At 69.4% G+C, this 16395-nt stretch carries 15 protein-coding genes; 4 read left to right on the forward strand and 11 right to left on the reverse strand.

Going from position 1 to position 16395, the window contains the following annotated elements:
- Positions 1 to 13 precede the first annotated feature (13 nt).
- Positions 14 to 2749 carry a winged helix-turn-helix domain-containing protein gene (locus FHW73_RS13500; protein WP_183427264.1) on the forward strand — a complete coding sequence of 912 codons (2736 nt, stop codon included), beginning with the start codon at positions 14 to 16 and terminating at the stop codon, positions 2747 to 2749.
- A gap of 28 nt (positions 2750 to 2777) precedes the next feature.
- Here the strand turns inward: FHW73_RS13500 and tyrS are convergent, their stop codons facing one another.
- The gene (gene tyrS / locus FHW73_RS13505) at positions 2778 to 3983 is read right to left on the reverse strand and encodes a tyrosine--tRNA ligase (RefSeq protein WP_183427265.1); all 1206 of its coding nucleotides are present in this window, start codon (positions 3981 to 3983) and stop codon (positions 2778 to 2780) included.
- Positions 3984 to 4170: 187 nt separating this feature from the next.
- On the opposite strand from tyrS, the gene FHW73_RS13510 reads away from it, so the two are divergent.
- Both FHW73_RS13510 and FHW73_RS13515 read left to right on the forward strand, forming a co-directional pair.
- Complete coding sequence (locus FHW73_RS13510; protein ID WP_183427266.1) at positions 4171 to 5646, forward strand: peptidoglycan DD-metalloendopeptidase family protein; 1476 nt, start codon at positions 4171 to 4173, stop codon at positions 5644 to 5646.
- A 31-nt stretch (positions 5647 to 5677) separates the two neighbouring features.
- On the forward strand, positions 5678 to 6838 hold the full coding sequence (locus tag FHW73_RS13515) for an anhydro-N-acetylmuramic acid kinase (RefSeq protein ID WP_255492989.1): 1161 nt from the start codon (positions 5678 to 5680) through the stop codon (positions 6836 to 6838).
- A 17-nt stretch (positions 6839 to 6855) separates the two neighbouring features.
- On the opposite strand, the gene FHW73_RS13520 is transcribed toward FHW73_RS13515, so the two are convergent.
- The 5 genes from FHW73_RS13520 to FHW73_RS13540 all read right to left on the reverse strand — a co-directional run bounded on the left by FHW73_RS13520 (position 6856) and on the right by FHW73_RS13540 (position 11305).
- Positions 6856 to 7674 carry a hypothetical protein gene (locus FHW73_RS13520; RefSeq protein WP_183427267.1) on the reverse strand — a complete coding sequence of 273 codons (819 nt, stop codon included), beginning with the start codon at positions 7672 to 7674 and terminating at the stop codon, positions 6856 to 6858.
- A gap of 173 nt (positions 7675 to 7847) precedes the next feature.
- Complete coding sequence (gene cyoE, locus FHW73_RS13525; protein WP_183427268.1) at positions 7848 to 8786, reverse strand: heme o synthase; 939 nt, start codon at positions 8784 to 8786, stop codon at positions 7848 to 7850.
- 1 nt (position 8787) lies between these two features.
- Positions 8788 to 9987: a COX15/CtaA family protein gene (locus FHW73_RS13530; protein WP_183427269.1), complete on the reverse strand. Its 1200-nt coding sequence runs from the start codon at positions 9985 to 9987 to the stop codon at positions 8788 to 8790.
- Entirely contained in the window at positions 9987 to 10571 is a 585-nt protein-coding gene (locus FHW73_RS13535) for a hypothetical protein (protein ID WP_183427270.1), read from the reverse strand. The genes FHW73_RS13530 and FHW73_RS13535 overlap by 1 nt, the downstream gene beginning before the upstream one ends.
- Positions 10568 to 11305 carry an SURF1 family protein gene (locus tag FHW73_RS13540; protein ID WP_183427271.1) on the reverse strand — a complete coding sequence of 246 codons (738 nt, stop codon included), beginning with the start codon at positions 11303 to 11305 and terminating at the stop codon, positions 10568 to 10570. Before FHW73_RS13540 ends, FHW73_RS13535 begins: the two co-directional genes overlap by 4 nt.
- A gap of 65 nt (positions 11306 to 11370) precedes the next feature.
- Here FHW73_RS13540 and FHW73_RS13545 point away from each other — a divergent pair, with 65 nt between their 5' ends.
- Positions 11371 to 11589, forward strand: a complete 219-nt coding sequence (locus FHW73_RS13545; protein ID WP_183427272.1) for a twin transmembrane helix small protein — start codon at positions 11371 to 11373, stop codon at positions 11587 to 11589.
- Between the two features lie 118 nt (positions 11590 to 11707).
- On the opposite strand, the gene FHW73_RS13550 is transcribed toward FHW73_RS13545, so the two are convergent.
- The 5 genes from FHW73_RS13550 to coxB are packed head-to-tail and all read right to left on the reverse strand — an operon-like array spanning position 11708 to position 15919.
- Complete coding sequence (locus tag FHW73_RS13550) at positions 11708 to 12592, reverse strand: cytochrome c oxidase subunit 3 (RefSeq protein WP_183427273.1); 885 nt, start codon at positions 12590 to 12592, stop codon at positions 11708 to 11710.
- Positions 12593 to 12639: 47 nt separating this feature from the next.
- Positions 12640 to 13224, reverse strand: coding sequence for a cytochrome c oxidase assembly protein (locus tag FHW73_RS13555; RefSeq protein WP_183427274.1), 585 nt, complete (start codon positions 13222 to 13224; stop codon positions 12640 to 12642).
- On the reverse strand, positions 13221 to 13370 hold the full coding sequence (locus FHW73_RS13560; RefSeq protein ID WP_183427366.1) for a hypothetical protein: 150 nt from the start codon (positions 13368 to 13370) through the stop codon (positions 13221 to 13223). Before FHW73_RS13560 ends, FHW73_RS13555 begins: the two co-directional genes overlap by 4 nt.
- A 4-nt stretch (positions 13371 to 13374) precedes the next feature.
- Positions 13375 to 14997, reverse strand: a complete 1623-nt coding sequence (ctaD, locus tag FHW73_RS13565; RefSeq protein WP_183427275.1) for a cytochrome c oxidase subunit I — start codon at positions 14995 to 14997, stop codon at positions 13375 to 13377.
- A gap of 19 nt (positions 14998 to 15016) precedes the next feature.
- Positions 15017 to 15919, reverse strand: coding sequence for a cytochrome c oxidase subunit II (gene coxB / locus FHW73_RS13570; RefSeq protein WP_183427358.1), 903 nt, complete (start codon positions 15917 to 15919; stop codon positions 15017 to 15019).
- Between the last annotated feature and the right edge of the window lie 476 nt (positions 15920 to 16395).

Genomic DNA, 16395 nt, shown 5'->3' on the forward strand with positions numbered 1-16395 from the left:
GAGAGCACCGCACATGCACGACGCCGCCCGTCCCGACGGTGACCGTTACGACTTCCTCTATCGCTTCGGTCACGCCGAGTTCGACGAGGCGAGCTTCCGCTTGCACGTCCACGGACAACCGGTGGAGGTCGAGCGCAGAGCCCTGGAGGTCCTGGTCTACCTGCTCCGCCATGCCGGCGAGGTCGTCACCAAGGACGAGCTGCTGGCCGAGGTCTGGGCGGGCCGGGTGACGGTCGACAAGGTCCTGCCCAACGCGATCAACAAGCTGCGCAAGGCGCTCGACCCCGACACCGCAGCCTTGCTGCTCACCCAGCCCCGCGTCGGCTACCAACTCACCGGGGTGCGCGAGCGCACGGTCGTGCGCAGCCGCACCGCGACCTCGACGCTGGGCCTGCAGGCCGGCGACCCGGTGCCGATGCGGCCCAACTTCCGTTTCGAACGCTGCCTGGGCGGCACCCAGGGCAACGAGGTGTGGCTCGCCGTCCACGTCAAGACCGGCGAGCGCCGGGTCTTCAAGTACGCGCAGGACGGGCGTCGGCTGCATGGCCTCAAGCGCGAGGCAGCGCTGGCCCGGGTCCTGCAACTGGAACTCGAACTCGGCCAGACCGCTGGCCTCGCCCGCCTCCACGACTGGAACTTCGCCGGTCCGCCGTTCTTCCTGGAGTCCGCGTGGGGCGGCCGCACGTTGCGCGAATGGTCGATCGACCACATCGCCGACACCCCGCGATCCGATCGGCTGACCATGTTCCTGCAGATCGCGCGGACGGTCGACGCCGCCCACCGCGTCGGCGTGCTGCACCGGGACCTCAAGCCGGCCAACCTCCTGGTCGACCGCGATCCGGTCACAGGCTGGCGATTGCGTGTCGTGGATTTCGGCAGCGGCGGGTTGCTCGATCCGGCGCGCCTGGATGCGCTGGGTATCACCCGGCACGACCTGCAGGCCGCGGGCGCGCTCGATCCGGCAGGCACCTCCGGCAGCGCGTGGTATCTCCCGCCGGAAGTGGTCGCCGGCCGCCCGCAGACGATCCAGAGCGATGTCTACGCGCTCGGCCTGATCCTGTACCAGATGCTGGCCGGCGACGTCGGGCGTCCGCTGGCGCCGGGCTGGGAACGCGACATCGACGATCCGTTGCTGCGCGAGGACATCACCGCGGCCACGCACTCCGATCCGGCACACCGGCTGACGACGGTCTCCGAGCTCGTCGAGCGCCTGCAGACGCTCGACACCCGCCACCGGCAACGCAATCAGGACCGGCGGGCCGCCGAGCAACTGGCCGGGGCGGAGCGGGAGCTGGCACGTCGCAGCGCTCGGCGGCCCTATCTCGTCGCGCTCGTCGCATTGCTGGGCGGTGGCCTGTTGACCACTGGCTGGCTGCTGCACGACGCGCGGCAGGCCCGCGAGGAAGCCCGGACGGAGCTGCAGACCGTCAAGGCGCTCAACGACTTCATCAACCAGGACCTCATCGGCCAGGCCAACCCCGCGATCAACGGGCGACGCGCCGAGGCGACCGTCCGCGACGTGCTGGTCGCCGCACGCGACCGCGTCGGCGACCGGTTCGACGCACACCCCCGGGTCGCGGCACGCATCCACAGCACCCTGTCGGGCCTGTTCGGCAGCATCGAGATGCTCGACCTGGCCGAGCAGGAAGCCCGCCAGGCGCTGGCGATCCAGGAGCGCACCGAAGGTGCCCGGGAGGCCGGCACCCTGCGCGCCCGGGCCACGCTCGTGCGGCAGCTGAGCCGGCTCGGCCGGCATGCGGAGGTCGATGCGGAACTGGCCCGCCTGGCGACCGACGACCGCAGCCGGGCCTCGCCGCAGCAGGCGCTCTACTTCGCGCTGGCGCAGGGCATGGCCCTGGTGAACCGGGGCGACATCCCCGGCGGCATTCCCTACCTGGAACAGGCGGTGGCGCTGTATCCGGAGGCCGAACCGGACGATGCCGCCAGCATCGATGCGTTGCGCATCGATCTGGCCCAGGTCTACACCCGCAACGGCCAGGAAGATGCCGCCGATGCGCTGATGCTCCGCCTCATCGACGAGTTGCAGCGGCGCGACCCGGCCCGTCCGCTGCAGCTTGCGATGGCCCGTCAGGTCCTGGGCGACGTACGCACGCGACAAGGGCGTTATGCCGACGCCGAACGCCTACTCGAGCAGGCCGCGCCCGTGCTGCTGGGCACGATGGGCGAGCACAGCGTCAACGCGATGATGCTGGCGACCAGTCGCTCGCTGCTAGCGCGCAAGCGCATGGATTGGCCGCGCGCGATCGCGCAGAGCGAGCGCTATCTCGCCGCGGCGCGTACGCGGCTGGGGGAGGCGCACGTGATGACGCTGGGCGCCCATGGCCATCTCGGCCAGACGCTGTACCTGGCGGGCGACCTGACGCGCGCGCGCGACGAACTGCGCCTCTCGCACACGGGGCTGACCGCCCAGTTGCCGCTGTCGACGCCGCTGGTCCGGACCAACGCCCTGTGGTACCTGATGACCCTGGCCGCGCTGGGCGACTGGGACGCGACCGCCTCGCTGCTGGGCGAGCTGGACGCCCACCGCCCCGATGGGGACGAGGACGATGCCGACCGGTATCTCGTCTCGGGTGCGCGCGGGATGCTGGCCGCCGCGCGCGGCCGGACAGCCGATGCGGCTGCGCTGCTGACGCCGGCGGTCGCCGGACTGGGCGACGAGGACCCCGAGGTCCGGGCCGCGGTGCGGGACCGGTTTGCGCGGACGCTGTCCGCGCTGCCGCAGCGGTAAGCGGGGCGACCGCGCGACGCCGCGCCGATCAGCCGACCAACCGCACCCGCGCGAAGTTGCGCTTGCCGACCTGCAGCACGCCCTCGAAGCCGGGCGTGAGCACCAGACCAGCATCTTCGACGACGGCGCCGTCGACCTTGACCGCGCGCTCCTTGAGCTTGCGGTTGGCTTCCGAGTTGCTCGGCGTGATGCCGGCGGCGGTCAGCAGCGCGGCGATGCGCAGGCCCTCGGTGGGCACTGCGACATCCTGCAATGGCAACGCGGTCACATCGCCCTCGCCGGTCACCGCGGCATGCCAGCCGGCGATCGCGGTCTGCGCTGCGTCGGCGTCGTGGAAGCGCGTGGCGAGTTCGCGCGCCAGTCGCAGCTTCACGTCACGCGGGTTCAGCGCGCCGGCGTCGACGTCGGCCTTGAGCGCCGCGGCTTCGTCGATGCCGATCTCCAGGCTCAGCAATTCGATCCAGTTCCACATCAGCGCGTCGCCGATCTTCATCGTCTTGTTGACGATGTCGATCGCCGGATCGGTCACGCCGATGTAGTTACCCAGCGACTTGGACATCTTGGCCACACCGTCCAGGCCGACCAGCAGCGGCATCGTCAACACGACCTGCGGTGCCTGGCCGTGGTGTTCCTGCAGCGCGCGCCCCATCAGCAGGTTGAACTTCTGGTCGGTGCCGCCGCATTCGACGTCGGCGTGCAGCGCGACCGAGTCGTAGCCCTGCACCAGCGGATAGAGAAACTCGTGGATCGCGATCGGTTGCTGGCCGGCGTAGCGCTTGGCGAAGTCGTCGCGCTCGAGCATGCGCGCCACCGTATGCGTGGAGGCCAGCCGGATCATGTCGGCCGCGCCCATCGCACCGAACCACTCGGAGTTGAAGCGCACTTCGGTGCGCTCGGCATCGAGCACCTTGAACACCTGCGCCTTGTAGGTCTCGGCATTCGCCAGCACGTCCTCGCGCGAGAGCGCCTTGCGCGTGGCGCTCTTGCCCGACGGGTCGCCGATCATCCCGGTGAAGTCGCCGATCAGGAAGATCACCGTGTGGCCCAGGTCCTGGAACTGGCGCATCTTGTTGAGCAGCACCGTATGGCCCAGATGCAGGTCGGGCGCGGTCGGGTCGAAGCCGGCCTTGATGCGCAACGGACGACCGAGGGCGAGCCGGGCCTGCAGGTCGTCGCGCTTGAGGATTTCGTCGCTGCCGCGTGCGATCAGGTCGAGGGCGGAGGTCTGGGACATCGGGGGAGGCGTCTCTGGGAAAGACACGCCGCGTATTCACGATGTGAATGCGCACGCCACGGGCGTTAACGTGTCGTTATCTGGTGAATGGAAGAAAAATTCCTGCGCCGTCAGTCATTTGACGCATGGAGCTCACATCTCTATGTTACCGCGCTGACACGTCTTTCACGCACCGGGATCCGCCACGATGACGACACCCGTCCCGCCGCAGGCCGACGCCCATCACCAGCGCGTGCTCCATGACAACCTGCAGGCGGCAGCGCGGAATACGGCGCAGGAAGGCAATGCGCGCGGCATCCGGCTGTATCCGGGCCGCTGGACGCGACGCGACTGGGCCCATGCCAGTCTGTTTGCGACACTCGGCGCTCTGGTTGTCGCCCTGGTCCCCGGGTTTTCGCATGCGATGCGCGATGGCGACGACGACGGCCACCAATTGGTCACGATGTCCCTGGCGCTGCCGCCCCTGACCGCGCAGCAGCGCAGCGCGCAGCAGCAGCACGACAACTGGCAGCTGGTCACCGTCGCCCAGGGCCAGACGCTGGGCTCGATCTTCTCCGAGCTCGACCTGCCGGCCGCGACGATGCACCGCATCCTCGAACTGCCCGACGCCAAGGCCAAGCTCACGCGCATGCGCCCGGGCACCGAGCTGGGCTTCGACATCGCGGCCGACGGCAGCCTGCAGAAGCTGCGCTACGACCGCAGCGATACCGAGCGCGTCGAACTGACGCTCGCCGGCGATGCGGTCCAGGAACAGGTCATCGAGCGCCCGGTCGAGATCCGCAACGTGGTCATCAGCGGCCAGGTCGGCCGCTCGCTGTTCCACTCGGCACGCCGGCTGGGCCTGTCGGGCGCGAACATCAACACGCTGACCGACGAAGTCTTCAAGTACGACATCGATTTCAACACCGACGTCACCCAGAACGACCGCTTCAGTGTCGTCGTCGAGCAGGTCTGGCGCGAGGGTGAACTGATCCGCAGCGGCCCGGTGCAGGCGGCGGTGTTCACCGCCAAGGGCAAGCCGTTCTCCGCGTTCCGCTTCGAGCACGACGGCAAGGCCGAGTACTACAACGCCGAAGGCCGCCCGCTGAAGAAGAGCTTCATCCGCATGCCGATCCAGTACGCGCGGCTGAGCTCGCGCTTCGGCAGCCGGCGCCACCCGGTGCTGGGCACGATGCGCATGCACAAGGGCGTGGATTACGCCGCCGCCACCGGCACCCCGATCATGGCCGCCGGCGATGCCCGCGTGCAGTTCAAGGGCACCCAGCGCGGCTACGGCAACGTCGTGATCCTCGATCACGGCCGCGGCCACACCACGCTCTACGCCCACATGTCGCGCTTCGGCAATGTCCGCCAGGGCCAGCGCGTCTCGCAGGGCACGGTGATCGGCTATGTCGGCTCCACGGGCCTGGCGACCGGTCCGCACCTGCACTACGAGTTCCGCGTCAACGGCCAGCACCGCAACCCGCTGCAGCACACGATGCCCGAGCCCGACCCGCTGAGCGGCACGGCGCTGGCGCAGTTCCGCCAGCAGACCGGCCCGGCGCTCGCGCGCATCCGCGAAGTCGAGGACATCATCTACGCCGACGTGCCGGCGCGTCCCGACCCCGAGCGCGCCGACCGCCAGGTCGCCAGCGCCGACGCCGGCCGCAGCCCCCGCGGTTGATTCCACGCCCGGCTCCGGCCGGGCGTTTCGCATGTCCCAAGCTCCTGCGCGCGCGCCCATGCCCGACCTGTTCCTCGGCCTGATCTCGGGCACCAGCGCCGACGGCATCGATGCAGCCATCGTCGGCTTCGAGACCGACACCGCAGGTGGGCTGCAGGCCGATCTGCGCCTGGGCCGCACCTACCCCTGGCCCGACGACCTGCGCACGCAACTGGTGGCGCTGGGCCAGCAGGCCGCGCCGTTGACCCTCGACGCGCTGGGCGAGCTCGACAGCCGGATCGCCGAGGGCTTCGCGCAGGCCGCGAACCGGGTGCTGGCCGAGGCCGGGCTGACGGCTGCGGACATCGCGGCGATCGGCTCGCACGGCCAGACACTCCGCCATCGCCCACAGGGGCGCCATGGCGACGGGCAACACGGGTTCACGCTGCAGCTCGGCGATCCCTCTCGCATCGCCGAGCGCACCGGCATTCGCACCGTGGCCGACTTCCGCCGCCGCGATGTCGCTGCCGGCGGTCACGGCGCCCCGCTGCTGCCGGCGCTGCACGCCGCGCTGCTGCACGCGCCCGGCGAGGACCGGGCGGTACTCAACCTGGGCGGCATCGCCAATCTCACCCTGCTGCCGGCCGACGGCGCCGCAGTGCGCGGCTTCGACACCGGTCCGGCCAACGGGCTGATGGACGCCTGGTGCCTGCGGCACACCGGCCAGCCGTTCGACCGCGGCGGTGCCCTGGCGACCGCCGGCCAAGTCGATCCGACACTGCTGGCGCGGCTGCGTGCGGCGCCCTGGTTCGCGCTGCCGCCGCCCAAGTCCTCGGGCCGCGACCAGTTCCATCTGGACTGGGTCGAGACCGCACTGACCGGCGCCGAGGCCCCGGCCGACGTGCAGGCGACGTTGCTGGCGCTGAGCGCGACGACGATCGCCGATGCGCTGCGCGCCACCCAGCCGAGCACCGTTCGCCTGATCGCCTGCGGCGGCGGCGTGCACAACCCGGCGCTGATGGCGGCAGTGGCCGATGCCCTGCCCGGCATCGCCGTGGTGTCAAGCGCGGCGCACGGGCTCGACCCCGATCACGTCGAGGCCATGGGCTTTGCGTGGCTGGCCCGGCAGACCGTGCTCGGGCTGCCGGGGAATCTACCGTCGGTGACCGGCGCCGCCGGCCCCCGGGTGCTCGGCGGCATCTACCCGGCCTGAGCGGCCGGGCGCGCGCCTCAGGCGGATGCGTCGGGCGAGGCGCCCAGCACCGCGAACGCGGCCTGCCGCTCGGCCTCGGTCAGGTCGATGCGCTGCAGCCCGGCATCGAGCAGCAGGGCCGGCCCGCCGGACGCAGGACGCAGCGCCAGCGCCTGGGTGTCGCCGTCCGGGGTGTCGACCAGCAACGGCGCCTCACGCTTGCCGAAGCGGACGTTCTGCTTGCCTGCGGCGCGGCCGGGCAGCTTGCCATAGGCGTAGGTCACGACCGTGCCGCCGAACGAGGACTGCGCAGCCTTGACCTCGACCGGCTCAGGCGTCCAGCGCTGCGGCAGCTGCGCGGCGCGGTTGATGCGGCCGTTGCGCACCCAGGTGACGATCGCCACGACGCCCAGGCCGGCAAAGATCCCGAACAGCACCAGGAAGAACGCCACGCGGTTCCAGAAGCGCTCCAGGCCGATGCTCAGCGCCGCCTTCGACGGGTCGTCCGCGGCGACCACCAGGCTCGCCGCGTAGTCGCCGCGCGAGAACGACAGGAACATCAGCGAGATGTGCTTCTCGTAGTCGACGCCATCGACGCGGTAGGCGACATCGGCTTCGCAATCGGTGAACACCGCCTTGCGCGTCGTGCAGCGGCCATCGCGCAGATTGTAGTCCTCGAGCTCGAGCGGATTGGCGCGGATCTGCATGTCCTGCAGCAGCCCGGGCGCCTGCCACCAGGCGATCGCGCCGGCGACCAGGAACATCAACAGGGCAAGCAGTGGGCCGCCGCCCATACCGACGGCCTTGCGGGTGAAGCGCAGATCACGCTGCGGCAGCAGCGCCTGGAGATTCGACATGAGGGTGTCCTGGGGGGAGCAGGGGAAGGGTACGATCCGCGCGGCCGCATGGCGGGCGCCGGCCGGCACTGACAGCCACAGGCAGGCGACGGCCATACCGCGCGGGGGCGCTATATTGCCGCATTCATGAAAACGCTTCCAGCGCTCGCAGGCAGGCACATTCCCAAGGCCCGTCAGCCCACGCGCTGCCAGTCCATACCACCGCCAGTCAGCCCACCCGCGCCCGGCAGCCACGGCAGCAGCCAGTGGTCGACCAGCAGGAACGCGAACAGCGCCATCAGGTACACCACCGAGTAATTGAACATCCGCATCGCGAAGAACTCGTCCGGCGGATCGAGCAGCCGCCAGGCGTACCAGAGGAACACCAGGCCGAGCACGACCGCCCCACCCAGGTAGAACAGTCCGCTCATGCCGATCGCCACCGGCAGCAGGGTGACCACCACCAGCAGTACCGTGTAGATCAGGATCTGCCAGCGTGTGTAGGCCACGCCGTGGGTCACCGGCAGCATCGGCACCAGCGCGCGGGCGTAATCCTCGCGGCGGAAGATCGCCAGCGCCCAGAAGTGCGGCGGCGTCCACACGAACACGATCAGCACCAGCAGCAGCGCGTGCGCCCAGTCCCACTGCCCGGTCATGCCGGTCACCGCGGCCCAGCCCAGCAGCGGTGGCGCGGCGCCGGCGATGCCGCCGATGACGATGTTCTGCGGCGTCGCGCGCTTGAGAAAGCCGGTGTAGATCACCGCGTAGCCGATCAGCGAGGCGAAGGTCAGCACCGCGGTCAGCGTGTTGACCAGCAGAATCAAGATCGCCATCGACAACGCGCCGAGCACCAGCGCGAACGCGAGCACCTGACCCGGCCGCAGCGCCCCGGTCGCCAGCGGGCGATGCGCGGTGCGCGCCATGACCTTGTCGATGCGCTGATCGATCAGATGATTGATTGCCGCCGCCGACGCCGCCGCCAACCAGATGCCGAGCAGGCCGAACACGCTCTCGCGTGCCGGCGGCAGGCCCGGGACGGCGAGAAACATGCCCACCAGCGCGGTGAACACGATTAGCGCGACCACCCGCGGCTTGGTCAGCGTCCAGTACTCGCGTGCCTTGCTGCCGGCCATGTCAGTCGGGCCGCCGCAGCCGCGCCAGCAACGAAACCAGCACGAACAGCAGCAGCGCGGCGCCGCCGTTGTGCAGCACCGCGACCCACAGCGGCAGCGCGAGCTTGACGTTGAGGATGCCCAGCAGCACCTGCGCCAGCGTCAGCGCGCCCAGCGCCGCCGCCCACCCGCGCAGGCCGGGCGTGCGCGACAGGCGCACGACGAAGGCCAGCAGCGTGACGAACACGACCACCGCCATCGCGCGGTGCGCCAACTGGATCGCGATGCGCGCCGCGCCGTCGAGCACGCCGCCCTCGTAGTCGACGCCGACGCCGCGCCACAGCACGAAGCCTTCGCCAAAATCGCCCTGCGGCCACCACTGGCCGACGCACTTGGGGAAATCCCCGTAGTGATGGACCGCGGTCGTCCACCCACCGGCGCCACAGGCGAGCGCGGCGTAGTTGGCACTGACCCAGCCGCCGAGCGCGATCTGCACGCCGACCACCGCGATCGCCACGAGTGTCCAGCGCCGCAACGTGTGCGCCTGCGCCAGCACGATCGGCTGCATCGTCGCCCGCCAGGCCATCCACAGCAGCAGCGAGAACGTCAGCATGCCGCCGAGCAGGTGGCCCATGACGATCACCGGCTTGAGCAGCAAGGTCACCGTCCACTTGCCCAGCAGCGCCTGGAAGATCACCACCGCCAGCGTCAGCACCGCCGCGCGCGCCAGGTCGACGTTTGACCAGCGCAGCGCCGCGAACAGCAGCAGCGCCTCGCCGAGCCCGGCGACCGCGAGCGCGGCCATCGTCTCGCCGCGCATGTACAGCGGGATCGCCAGCGCGACCAGCAGCGCCGCGCCGATCACCTGCACCAGCCCCAGACGCCGACGGCGCACCGCCAGCAACGCCAGGCCGAGCACGAACACGCCCAGCGTCGCCGCCAGGTGGCGGTGGACCTGCTCGCGCCAGGCCTTGTGGGTCTCGAACGGCCGGATCGCGCTCGCGGCGTGGTCGCTGACATCGGTGGCGGCCTGCGGCCAGGTCGCGCGTCCGTAGCAGGTCGGCCAGTCCGGGCAGCTGAGCCCGGCATCGGACAGCCGCACGAATGCGCCGAACACGATCACGCACAGCGTCAGCGCCGCCGCGAACCAGGCGATGCGGTGGAAGTGGCGGTGGACGGCCGGGCGGTAGGGCGTGGCGTTCGAGGGCGGGCTGTGGGTCATCAGCGGAGTCTGAGCAGCTTGGCCATGTCCGCACGCAGATGGCCCGGATCGAAGCCGGGAGCGTAGCGCAGGATCACGAACCCGTTGGGGTCCACGACATAGGCCGGGACGCCATTGTCCGCTTCGCCGGCGCCGCCGTCGACGCGGGGCAATGTCGCACGCAGGCCGGGGTCGGCTTGCAACTCGCGCCACGCCGTGTTGCGCACCGCACCTTCGGGCACCGGGCCCAGCCACAGGATATCGACGTGGTCGGCATTGCGACCGAACAGCTGCCACACCAGGTCGAGCTCGCGCGACAGCGCGACACAGGCTTCCCTGCACTCCGCGGGCGGCGCGACCAGGATCCGCCAGCGGCGTTCCACCGGCTGCCAGGCGTAAGCGCTGCCATCGACCAGCCGCGGCGTGCGTGCGCGCAGATCGGCCGGCGGGTCGAGCAGCTCGCCGTGGTTCTGCATGCCGGCCGGCCGCCAGCCCGAGAAGCGCAGCGCGCCGGCGACGACCGCGCTGCCCAGAAACAGCACCACGATCAGCACCAGCAGCAGGCGGTTGCGGTCGCGCTGCGCGCGCGGGACGGACGATGTCATCGGCGGGACTTCCGGAAGGTGAGCACCAGGGCGGTGACCAGCACGGTCAACGCCAGGCCGAACCACTGGACGGCGTAGCCCAGGTGTTTTTCGGGCGGCAAGGTGTTGGGCAGGATCTCAAGATCGCGACCATAGCCGACCGGCAGCGCAGGATCGAGCCGCAGTACGCGCGGCGGCAGCACCGGCAAGCCGGCGGCCGAGGCGATCGCCTGGGCATCGAACCGGGTCATCAGCCAGGCTGGCCCCGGTCCGATCGCAGGCCCCAGCGCCAGCCCGGCCGACGGCGGCGGCGCGAGCAGGCCCTGCAGGTCCAAGCTCGGCCCGATCAGCCCATCACCGGCCAGCACCTCAGCCGACGGCATCCGTGCGGTGCGGTCGACGATCGGCACCCAACCCAGGTCGACCAAGAGCGGCGTCGTGCCGTCGTCGGGCGCGAACAGGCGGTAGACGCGCAAGCCCGGACGACCGTCATGGATCTGGTTGTCGAGCACGAACGCCGGCGTGTCGACGAAGCGCCCGCGCCCGGCCGCCCAGTCGTAGTCGCGCTGGCGATGCGGGTCCGCGGCCTGCGCCAACGGCACCGCCTGGCGTTCGGTCAGGGTCTGCTCGACGGCCTCGAGCATCGCCCGCTTGTCGTGCATCCGGCCCAGCTGCCACTGACCGAGCCCGGCGAACGCCAGCGCCAACAGCACCGCCGCCGTCCATCCGACGATGCGCCCGCTGCGCCGACTCACGCGCTGCCGCCCGCGGACTGCAATAATCCGCTCATACCCCTGGTGCCACGGAGTCCGTGATGGTCATGAACGAGTCGCTCAAGCTGCTGCTGATCATCGGCTTCGTCCTTCTGATCCTGTGGAACCTCGGCGCCGGCCTGTACTACATGCTCAACGACAAGGGCCGCAGCAACCGGACCGTGAATGCCCTGACCCGCCGCATCGGGCTGTCGGTGGCGCTGATCGCGCTGGTGCTGCTGGCGATCTGGATGGGGTGGATCAAGCCGCACGGCGTCTACGGCTGATACCAAGCCCGATCATCGGTCATTGCCGATGGCAGATAGGGGATCGGCCAACGGCGGGCGAGCATGCCGCCCACTGTCTCCGATCACGACTCGCCCCTCTTCCTCGTCTGCATCGTCCTCAGACGACGTAGACGAACAGGAACAGGATCAGCCACACCACATCGACGAAGTGCCAGTACCAGGCCACCGCCTCGAAGGCGAAGTGGTTCTCGCTGGTGAAGTGGCCACGGAAACAGCGCAGCCAGATCACGATCAGCATGATCGTGCCCAGCGTGACGTGGGCCCCGTGGAAGCCGGTGAGCATGAAGAACGTCGAGCCGTAGATCCCCGAACCCAGCGTCAGGTTGAGGTCGCGATAGGCGTGGACGTATTCCTCGATCTGGAAGAACAGGAACACGCAGCCCAGTGCGATCGTCGCGCCCAGGAACACCAGCAACCGGGTGCGATGCGCGGCGCGCAGCGCGTGGTGGGCGATCGTGATCGTGACGCCCGACGCCAGCAGGATCAGCGTGTTGATCAGCGGCAGGCCCCAGGCCGGGATGGTCTGGAACACCCCGCCCACGCCGCCCGGGCCGGCAGTCGGCCACGCGGCGCTGTAGCCGTCCCACAGCACCGAGTTGGTCATCGCACCCGAGCCCTCGCCGCCCAGCCACGGCAACGCCAGCGTGCGGGCGTAGAACAGGGCGCCGAAGAACGCGGCGAAGAACATGATCTCCGAGAAGATGAACCACACCATCCCCATCCGGAACGACACGTCGACCTGCTTGTTGTAGTAGCCCGACACCGACTCGAGCACGACGTCGGCGAACCACTTGAACAGGATCAGCGCCAGGCCGGCGATGCCGACGAAGAACGTCGTGCGGCCCCAACTGGCCTCGTTGAACCAGCTGGCCAGACCCAGCATCGTCACGAACAGCGCGACCGACGCAAACAGCGGCCACTTGCTGTCGTGCGGCACGAAGTAGACGTTGGGATCCTGGTGTTCGGTCTTCACGTGGGCCATGGCGGTATCCGGGTGGCGGCGCGGTATCGAAAGGTGGAGCGGAACGCTTACGGCGATGCGGCCAGACGCGCGTCGCGCGGCGGAGCAGCATCGGCGATCAGCCGCGAGGTCAGCACATCGTTCTTGAAGAACGTGTACGACAGCGTGACCGTGTTGACGTCCCGCGGCAGCGAGGGATCGATGATGAAGCGGACCGGCATGTCGCGGGTTTCGCCGGCCTGGAGCGTCTGTGCGGTGAAGCAGAAGCACTCGGTCTTCTGGAAGAAACCCGAGGCCCGCGCCGGTGCGACCGACGGCGTGGCGCTGCCGACGATCGGGTGCGTGCTGTCGTTGTGCGCGTAGTACGTAGTCTCGTACTGCTCGCCGACACGCACGCGCATGCGGGTCTGATTGGGCCGGAACGACCAGGGCAAGTGCGAGTTGACGCTGGCGTCGAACTCCACCGTCACCCAGCGGTCTTCCACGCCCCCGGCCGACTGCGCGGGCGCGGCGACCGCGCTGTTCTCCAGGCGGATGCCGAACACCTTCTCGCAGGCGATGCGGTAGAGCGGCACCAGCGAGAAGGTGAACGCGAACGCGGCGACCGAGACCGCCACCAGCTTGCCGATCCCCAGCGAACGCCGCGCGCTCATGCCAGCAACACGCCGCGCAGGATGAAGCCGGCATAGATGCACAGCGCGACCACCGCGATCGTCAGCGCCGTGCGTCGCGCGCGGCGGCGACGGGCGGCCAGGTCATCGTGGGCATCGGGCGTGGGCATCGCGGCGCGCAGCTCCATGGCCTCAGTGGCTGATGTCGTCGTGCGCGAGGTCGCCGGGCTTGAGCACCGGCGGCTTGGCGAAGGTGTGGTGCGGCGCCGGCGACGGCACGGTCCACTCCAGGCCCTTGGCGCCTTCCCACGACCGCGCGGCCGCGGGTGCGCCGCGCAGCTTGGAGTGCAGCAGGATCGCGAACATCAGGAACGGCGTGGCGAACATGCCGAACGCGCCGATCGAGCTGATCAGGTTCCAGTCCGCGAACACGACGTTGTAGTCGGGGATGCGGCGCGGCATGCCGGCCAGGCCCAGGAAGTGCTGCGGGAAGAACAGCAGATTGACGAACACGATGGTCCACCAGAAGTGCACCTTCGCCCAGAACTCGCTGTACATCCGCCCGGTCCACTTCGGCCACCAGTAATAGGTGGCCGCGATGATCGAGAACAGCGCGCCGGTGACCAGCACGTAGTGGAAGTGCGCGACCACGAAATAGGTGTCGTGGTACTGGAAGTCGGCCGGCACGATCGCCAGCATCAGGCCCGAGAACCCGCCGATGGTGAACAGGATCACGAACGCGACCGCCCACAGCATCGGCGCCTCGAATGTCAGCGAGCCGCGCCACATCGTCGAGACCCAGTTGAACACCTTCACGCCGGTCGGGATCGAGATCAGCATCGTGGCGAACATGAAGTAGATCTCGCCGCCCAGCGGCATGCCCACGGTGAACATGTGGTGGGCCCAGACGATGAAGCTCAGGAACGCGATCGCGGCCGTCGCATAGACCATCGCCTGGTAGCCGAACAGCGGCTTGCGGCTGAAGGTCGGGATGATCTCACTGACGATGCCGAACGCCGGCAGGATCATGATGTAGACCTCGGGATGCCCGAAGAACCAGAAGATGTGCTGGTACATCACCGGATCGCCACCGCCGGCGGCGTTGAAGAACGAGGTCATGAAGAACTTGTCGGTCAACAGCATCGTGACCGCACCGGCGAGCACCGGCATCACCGCGATCAGCAGGAATGCGGTGATCAGCCAGGCCCAGCAGAAGATCGGCATCTTCAGCAGGTCCACGCCCGGCGCGCGCATGTTGAGGATCGTGGCGATGACGTTGATCGCCCCCATGATCGAGCTGATGCCCATCATGTGGATCGCGAAGATCGTCAGCGACACGCTGTTGCCGCCCTGCAGCGACAGCGGCGGATAGAGCGTCCAGCCGCCGGCCGGGCCGCCGCCGGGCATGAACAGCGTCATCAGCAGCAGCGTGAACGCGAACGGCAGGATCCAGAACGACCAGTTGTTCATGCGCGGCAGCGCCATGTCCGGCGCGCCGATCTGCAGCGGGATCATCCAGTTCGCCAGGCCGACGAACGCGGGCATGACGCCGCCGAAGATCATCACCAGCGCATGCATGGTGGTCATCTGGTTGAAGAACACTGGGCTGACGTGCTGCAGACCCGGTGAGGCGAGCTCGGTGCGGATGATCACGCTCATGCCCGCGCCGATGATGAACATCACAAAGGAGAACAGCAGGTACAGCGTGCCGATGTCCTTGTGGTTGGTGGAGAAGAACCAGCGCTGGACGAAGCCCTGTCGATGGGCGTGATCGTCGTGGTGCGCGTCGGCAGTGGCGGTGTGCGTCGTCGACATGGCATTGAACCTCGAGCGATCAGCCGGCCGCGGGTGCGGCGGGGGCGGAAGGGGTCTGTGCGGCGGCCGCGTCAACGGCCTCCGCATCGGCCTGGGCCGGCGCGGGCGCAGGATCGGCGGCGGGCGGCGCGTTGCGCGCCTTCTCGGCGGCCAGCCAGCTGTCGAACTCGGCGCGCGGCACCGCACGCACGACGATCGGCATGAAGGCGTGGTCCTTGCCGCACAGTTCGGCGCACTGGCCGCGGTACACGCCCGGCTCGAGGATCTCGGTCCAGGCCTCGTTGACGATGCCCGGGATCGCATCCTGCTTCCAGCCCAGCGCCGGCACCCACCAGGAGTGGATCACGTCGTCGGCAGTGACCACAAAACGGACCTTGGTGTCGGTCGGCAGCACCAGCGCATTGTCGACGTCGAGCAGGTAATGGCCGTGGGCGTCGAGCTCGGCACGCGTGGTGCCGCGGTTCTGCCGCAGCCGGTCGCTCTCGCGGTCCAGGCGGCTGGTCAGGGTCACGTCCTCGCCCATGTACTCGTACTTCCACATCCACTGCACGCCGGTGACCTTGACCGTCATCTCGGCATCGCGGGTGTCGTACATGGCGATGAGCTTGCGCGTGGCCGGCACCGCCATGATGACCAGCAGCACGATCGGCACCACCGTCCAGATGATCTCGGCGGTGGTGTTGTGGGTGAACTGCGCCGCGACCGCGCCGCGCGACTTGCGGAAACGGAACATCGCGACCGCCATCGCGCCGAACACCAGCACGCCGATGCCCACGCAGATCCACAGCGCAAGCATGTGCGCGTCGTAGGCGTGCTGGGACGAGGCGGTGACGCCGCGCCCCATGTTCAGCTGCCACGGCTTGGGATCGGCGGACTGCGCCCATGCACTCGCGGACAGCGCCATCGTGGCGAGCCCGCACATCCACAGCTTGAAACGACCGGCTTGCTTCACATCGAACCCCAATGCCTGAGCTGGCGTTGTCTGGCGGGAACGCGTCCGTCCTCGCCCGGCCCAAGGGGCACCGGAACGACTGCGCAGGAGCGGCGGCGTACTGCGATAACCAATGAATGTTAGCTGTCCGCGTTCACCTGCGGCAACCCGTCGCAGTCTGCGCACCCTGACCGGCTCGCCCGCTGGTGTCGCCATCACGGCGTGCTGCAGCGCAGCACTTTCCGGCCCGCGCCGATCGCGGCAGGTGCGCCGCTGGCAAACCGTCATGCGGCCCAGCCCCGCTTGCGGCCAACAGGACATTAATATGAATACGCCACCTCCCCCGCGCGCGGGGGAGGTCGATGCCGCAGGCATCGGGTGGGGGCACGGCCGCCCGAGACGCGTTTCCCAGCTGCCATCGCACGCCGTCCCACCCGGCCTATCATGCGGCGGGCGCGCGCCCTAGA

The organism is Luteimonas sp. RC10 (assembly GCF_014192745.1).
Taxonomy (GTDB): Bacteria; Pseudomonadota; Gammaproteobacteria; order Xanthomonadales; family Xanthomonadaceae; genus Luteimonas.

Bases quoted from the DNA above. Each gene is read 5' to 3' on its own strand.
- FHW73_RS13500 (WP_183427264.1), top strand. From the start codon at position 14: ATGCACGACGCCGCCCGTCCCGACGGTGACCGTTACGACTTCCTCTAT.
- tyrS (WP_183427265.1), bottom strand. From the start codon at position 3,983: ATGTCCCAGACCTCCGCCCTCGACCTGATCGCACGCGGCAGCGACGAA.
- FHW73_RS13510 (WP_183427266.1), top strand. From the start codon at position 4,171: ATGACGACACCCGTCCCGCCGCAGGCCGACGCCCATCACCAGCGCGTG.
- FHW73_RS13515 (WP_255492989.1), top strand. From the start codon at position 5,678: ATGTCCCAAGCTCCTGCGCGCGCGCCCATGCCCGACCTGTTCCTCGGC.
- FHW73_RS13520 (WP_183427267.1), bottom strand. From the start codon at position 7,674: ATGTCGAATCTCCAGGCGCTGCTGCCGCAGCGTGATCTGCGCTTCACC.
- cyoE (WP_183427268.1), bottom strand. From the start codon at position 8,786: ATGGCCGGCAGCAAGGCACGCGAGTACTGGACGCTGACCAAGCCGCGG.
- FHW73_RS13530 (WP_183427269.1), bottom strand. From the start codon at position 9,987: ATGACCCACAGCCCGCCCTCGAACGCCACGCCCTACCGCCCGGCCGTC.
- FHW73_RS13535 (WP_183427270.1), bottom strand. From the start codon at position 10,571: ATGACATCGTCCGTCCCGCGCGCGCAGCGCGACCGCAACCGCCTGCTG.
- FHW73_RS13545 (WP_183427272.1), top strand. From the start codon at position 11,371: ATGAACGAGTCGCTCAAGCTGCTGCTGATCATCGGCTTCGTCCTTCTG.
- FHW73_RS13550 (WP_183427273.1), bottom strand. From the start codon at position 12,592: ATGGCCCACGTGAAGACCGAACACCAGGATCCCAACGTCTACTTCGTG.
- FHW73_RS13555 (WP_183427274.1), bottom strand. From the start codon at position 13,224: ATGAGCGCGCGGCGTTCGCTGGGGATCGGCAAGCTGGTGGCGGTCTCG.
- FHW73_RS13560 (WP_183427366.1), bottom strand. From the start codon at position 13,370: ATGGAGCTGCGCGCCGCGATGCCCACGCCCGATGCCCACGATGACCTG.
- ctaD (WP_183427275.1), bottom strand. From the start codon at position 14,997: ATGTCGACGACGCACACCGCCACTGCCGACGCGCACCACGACGATCAC.
- coxB (WP_183427358.1), bottom strand. From the start codon at position 15,919: ATGTGCGGGCTCGCCACGATGGCGCTGTCCGCGAGTGCATGGGCGCAG.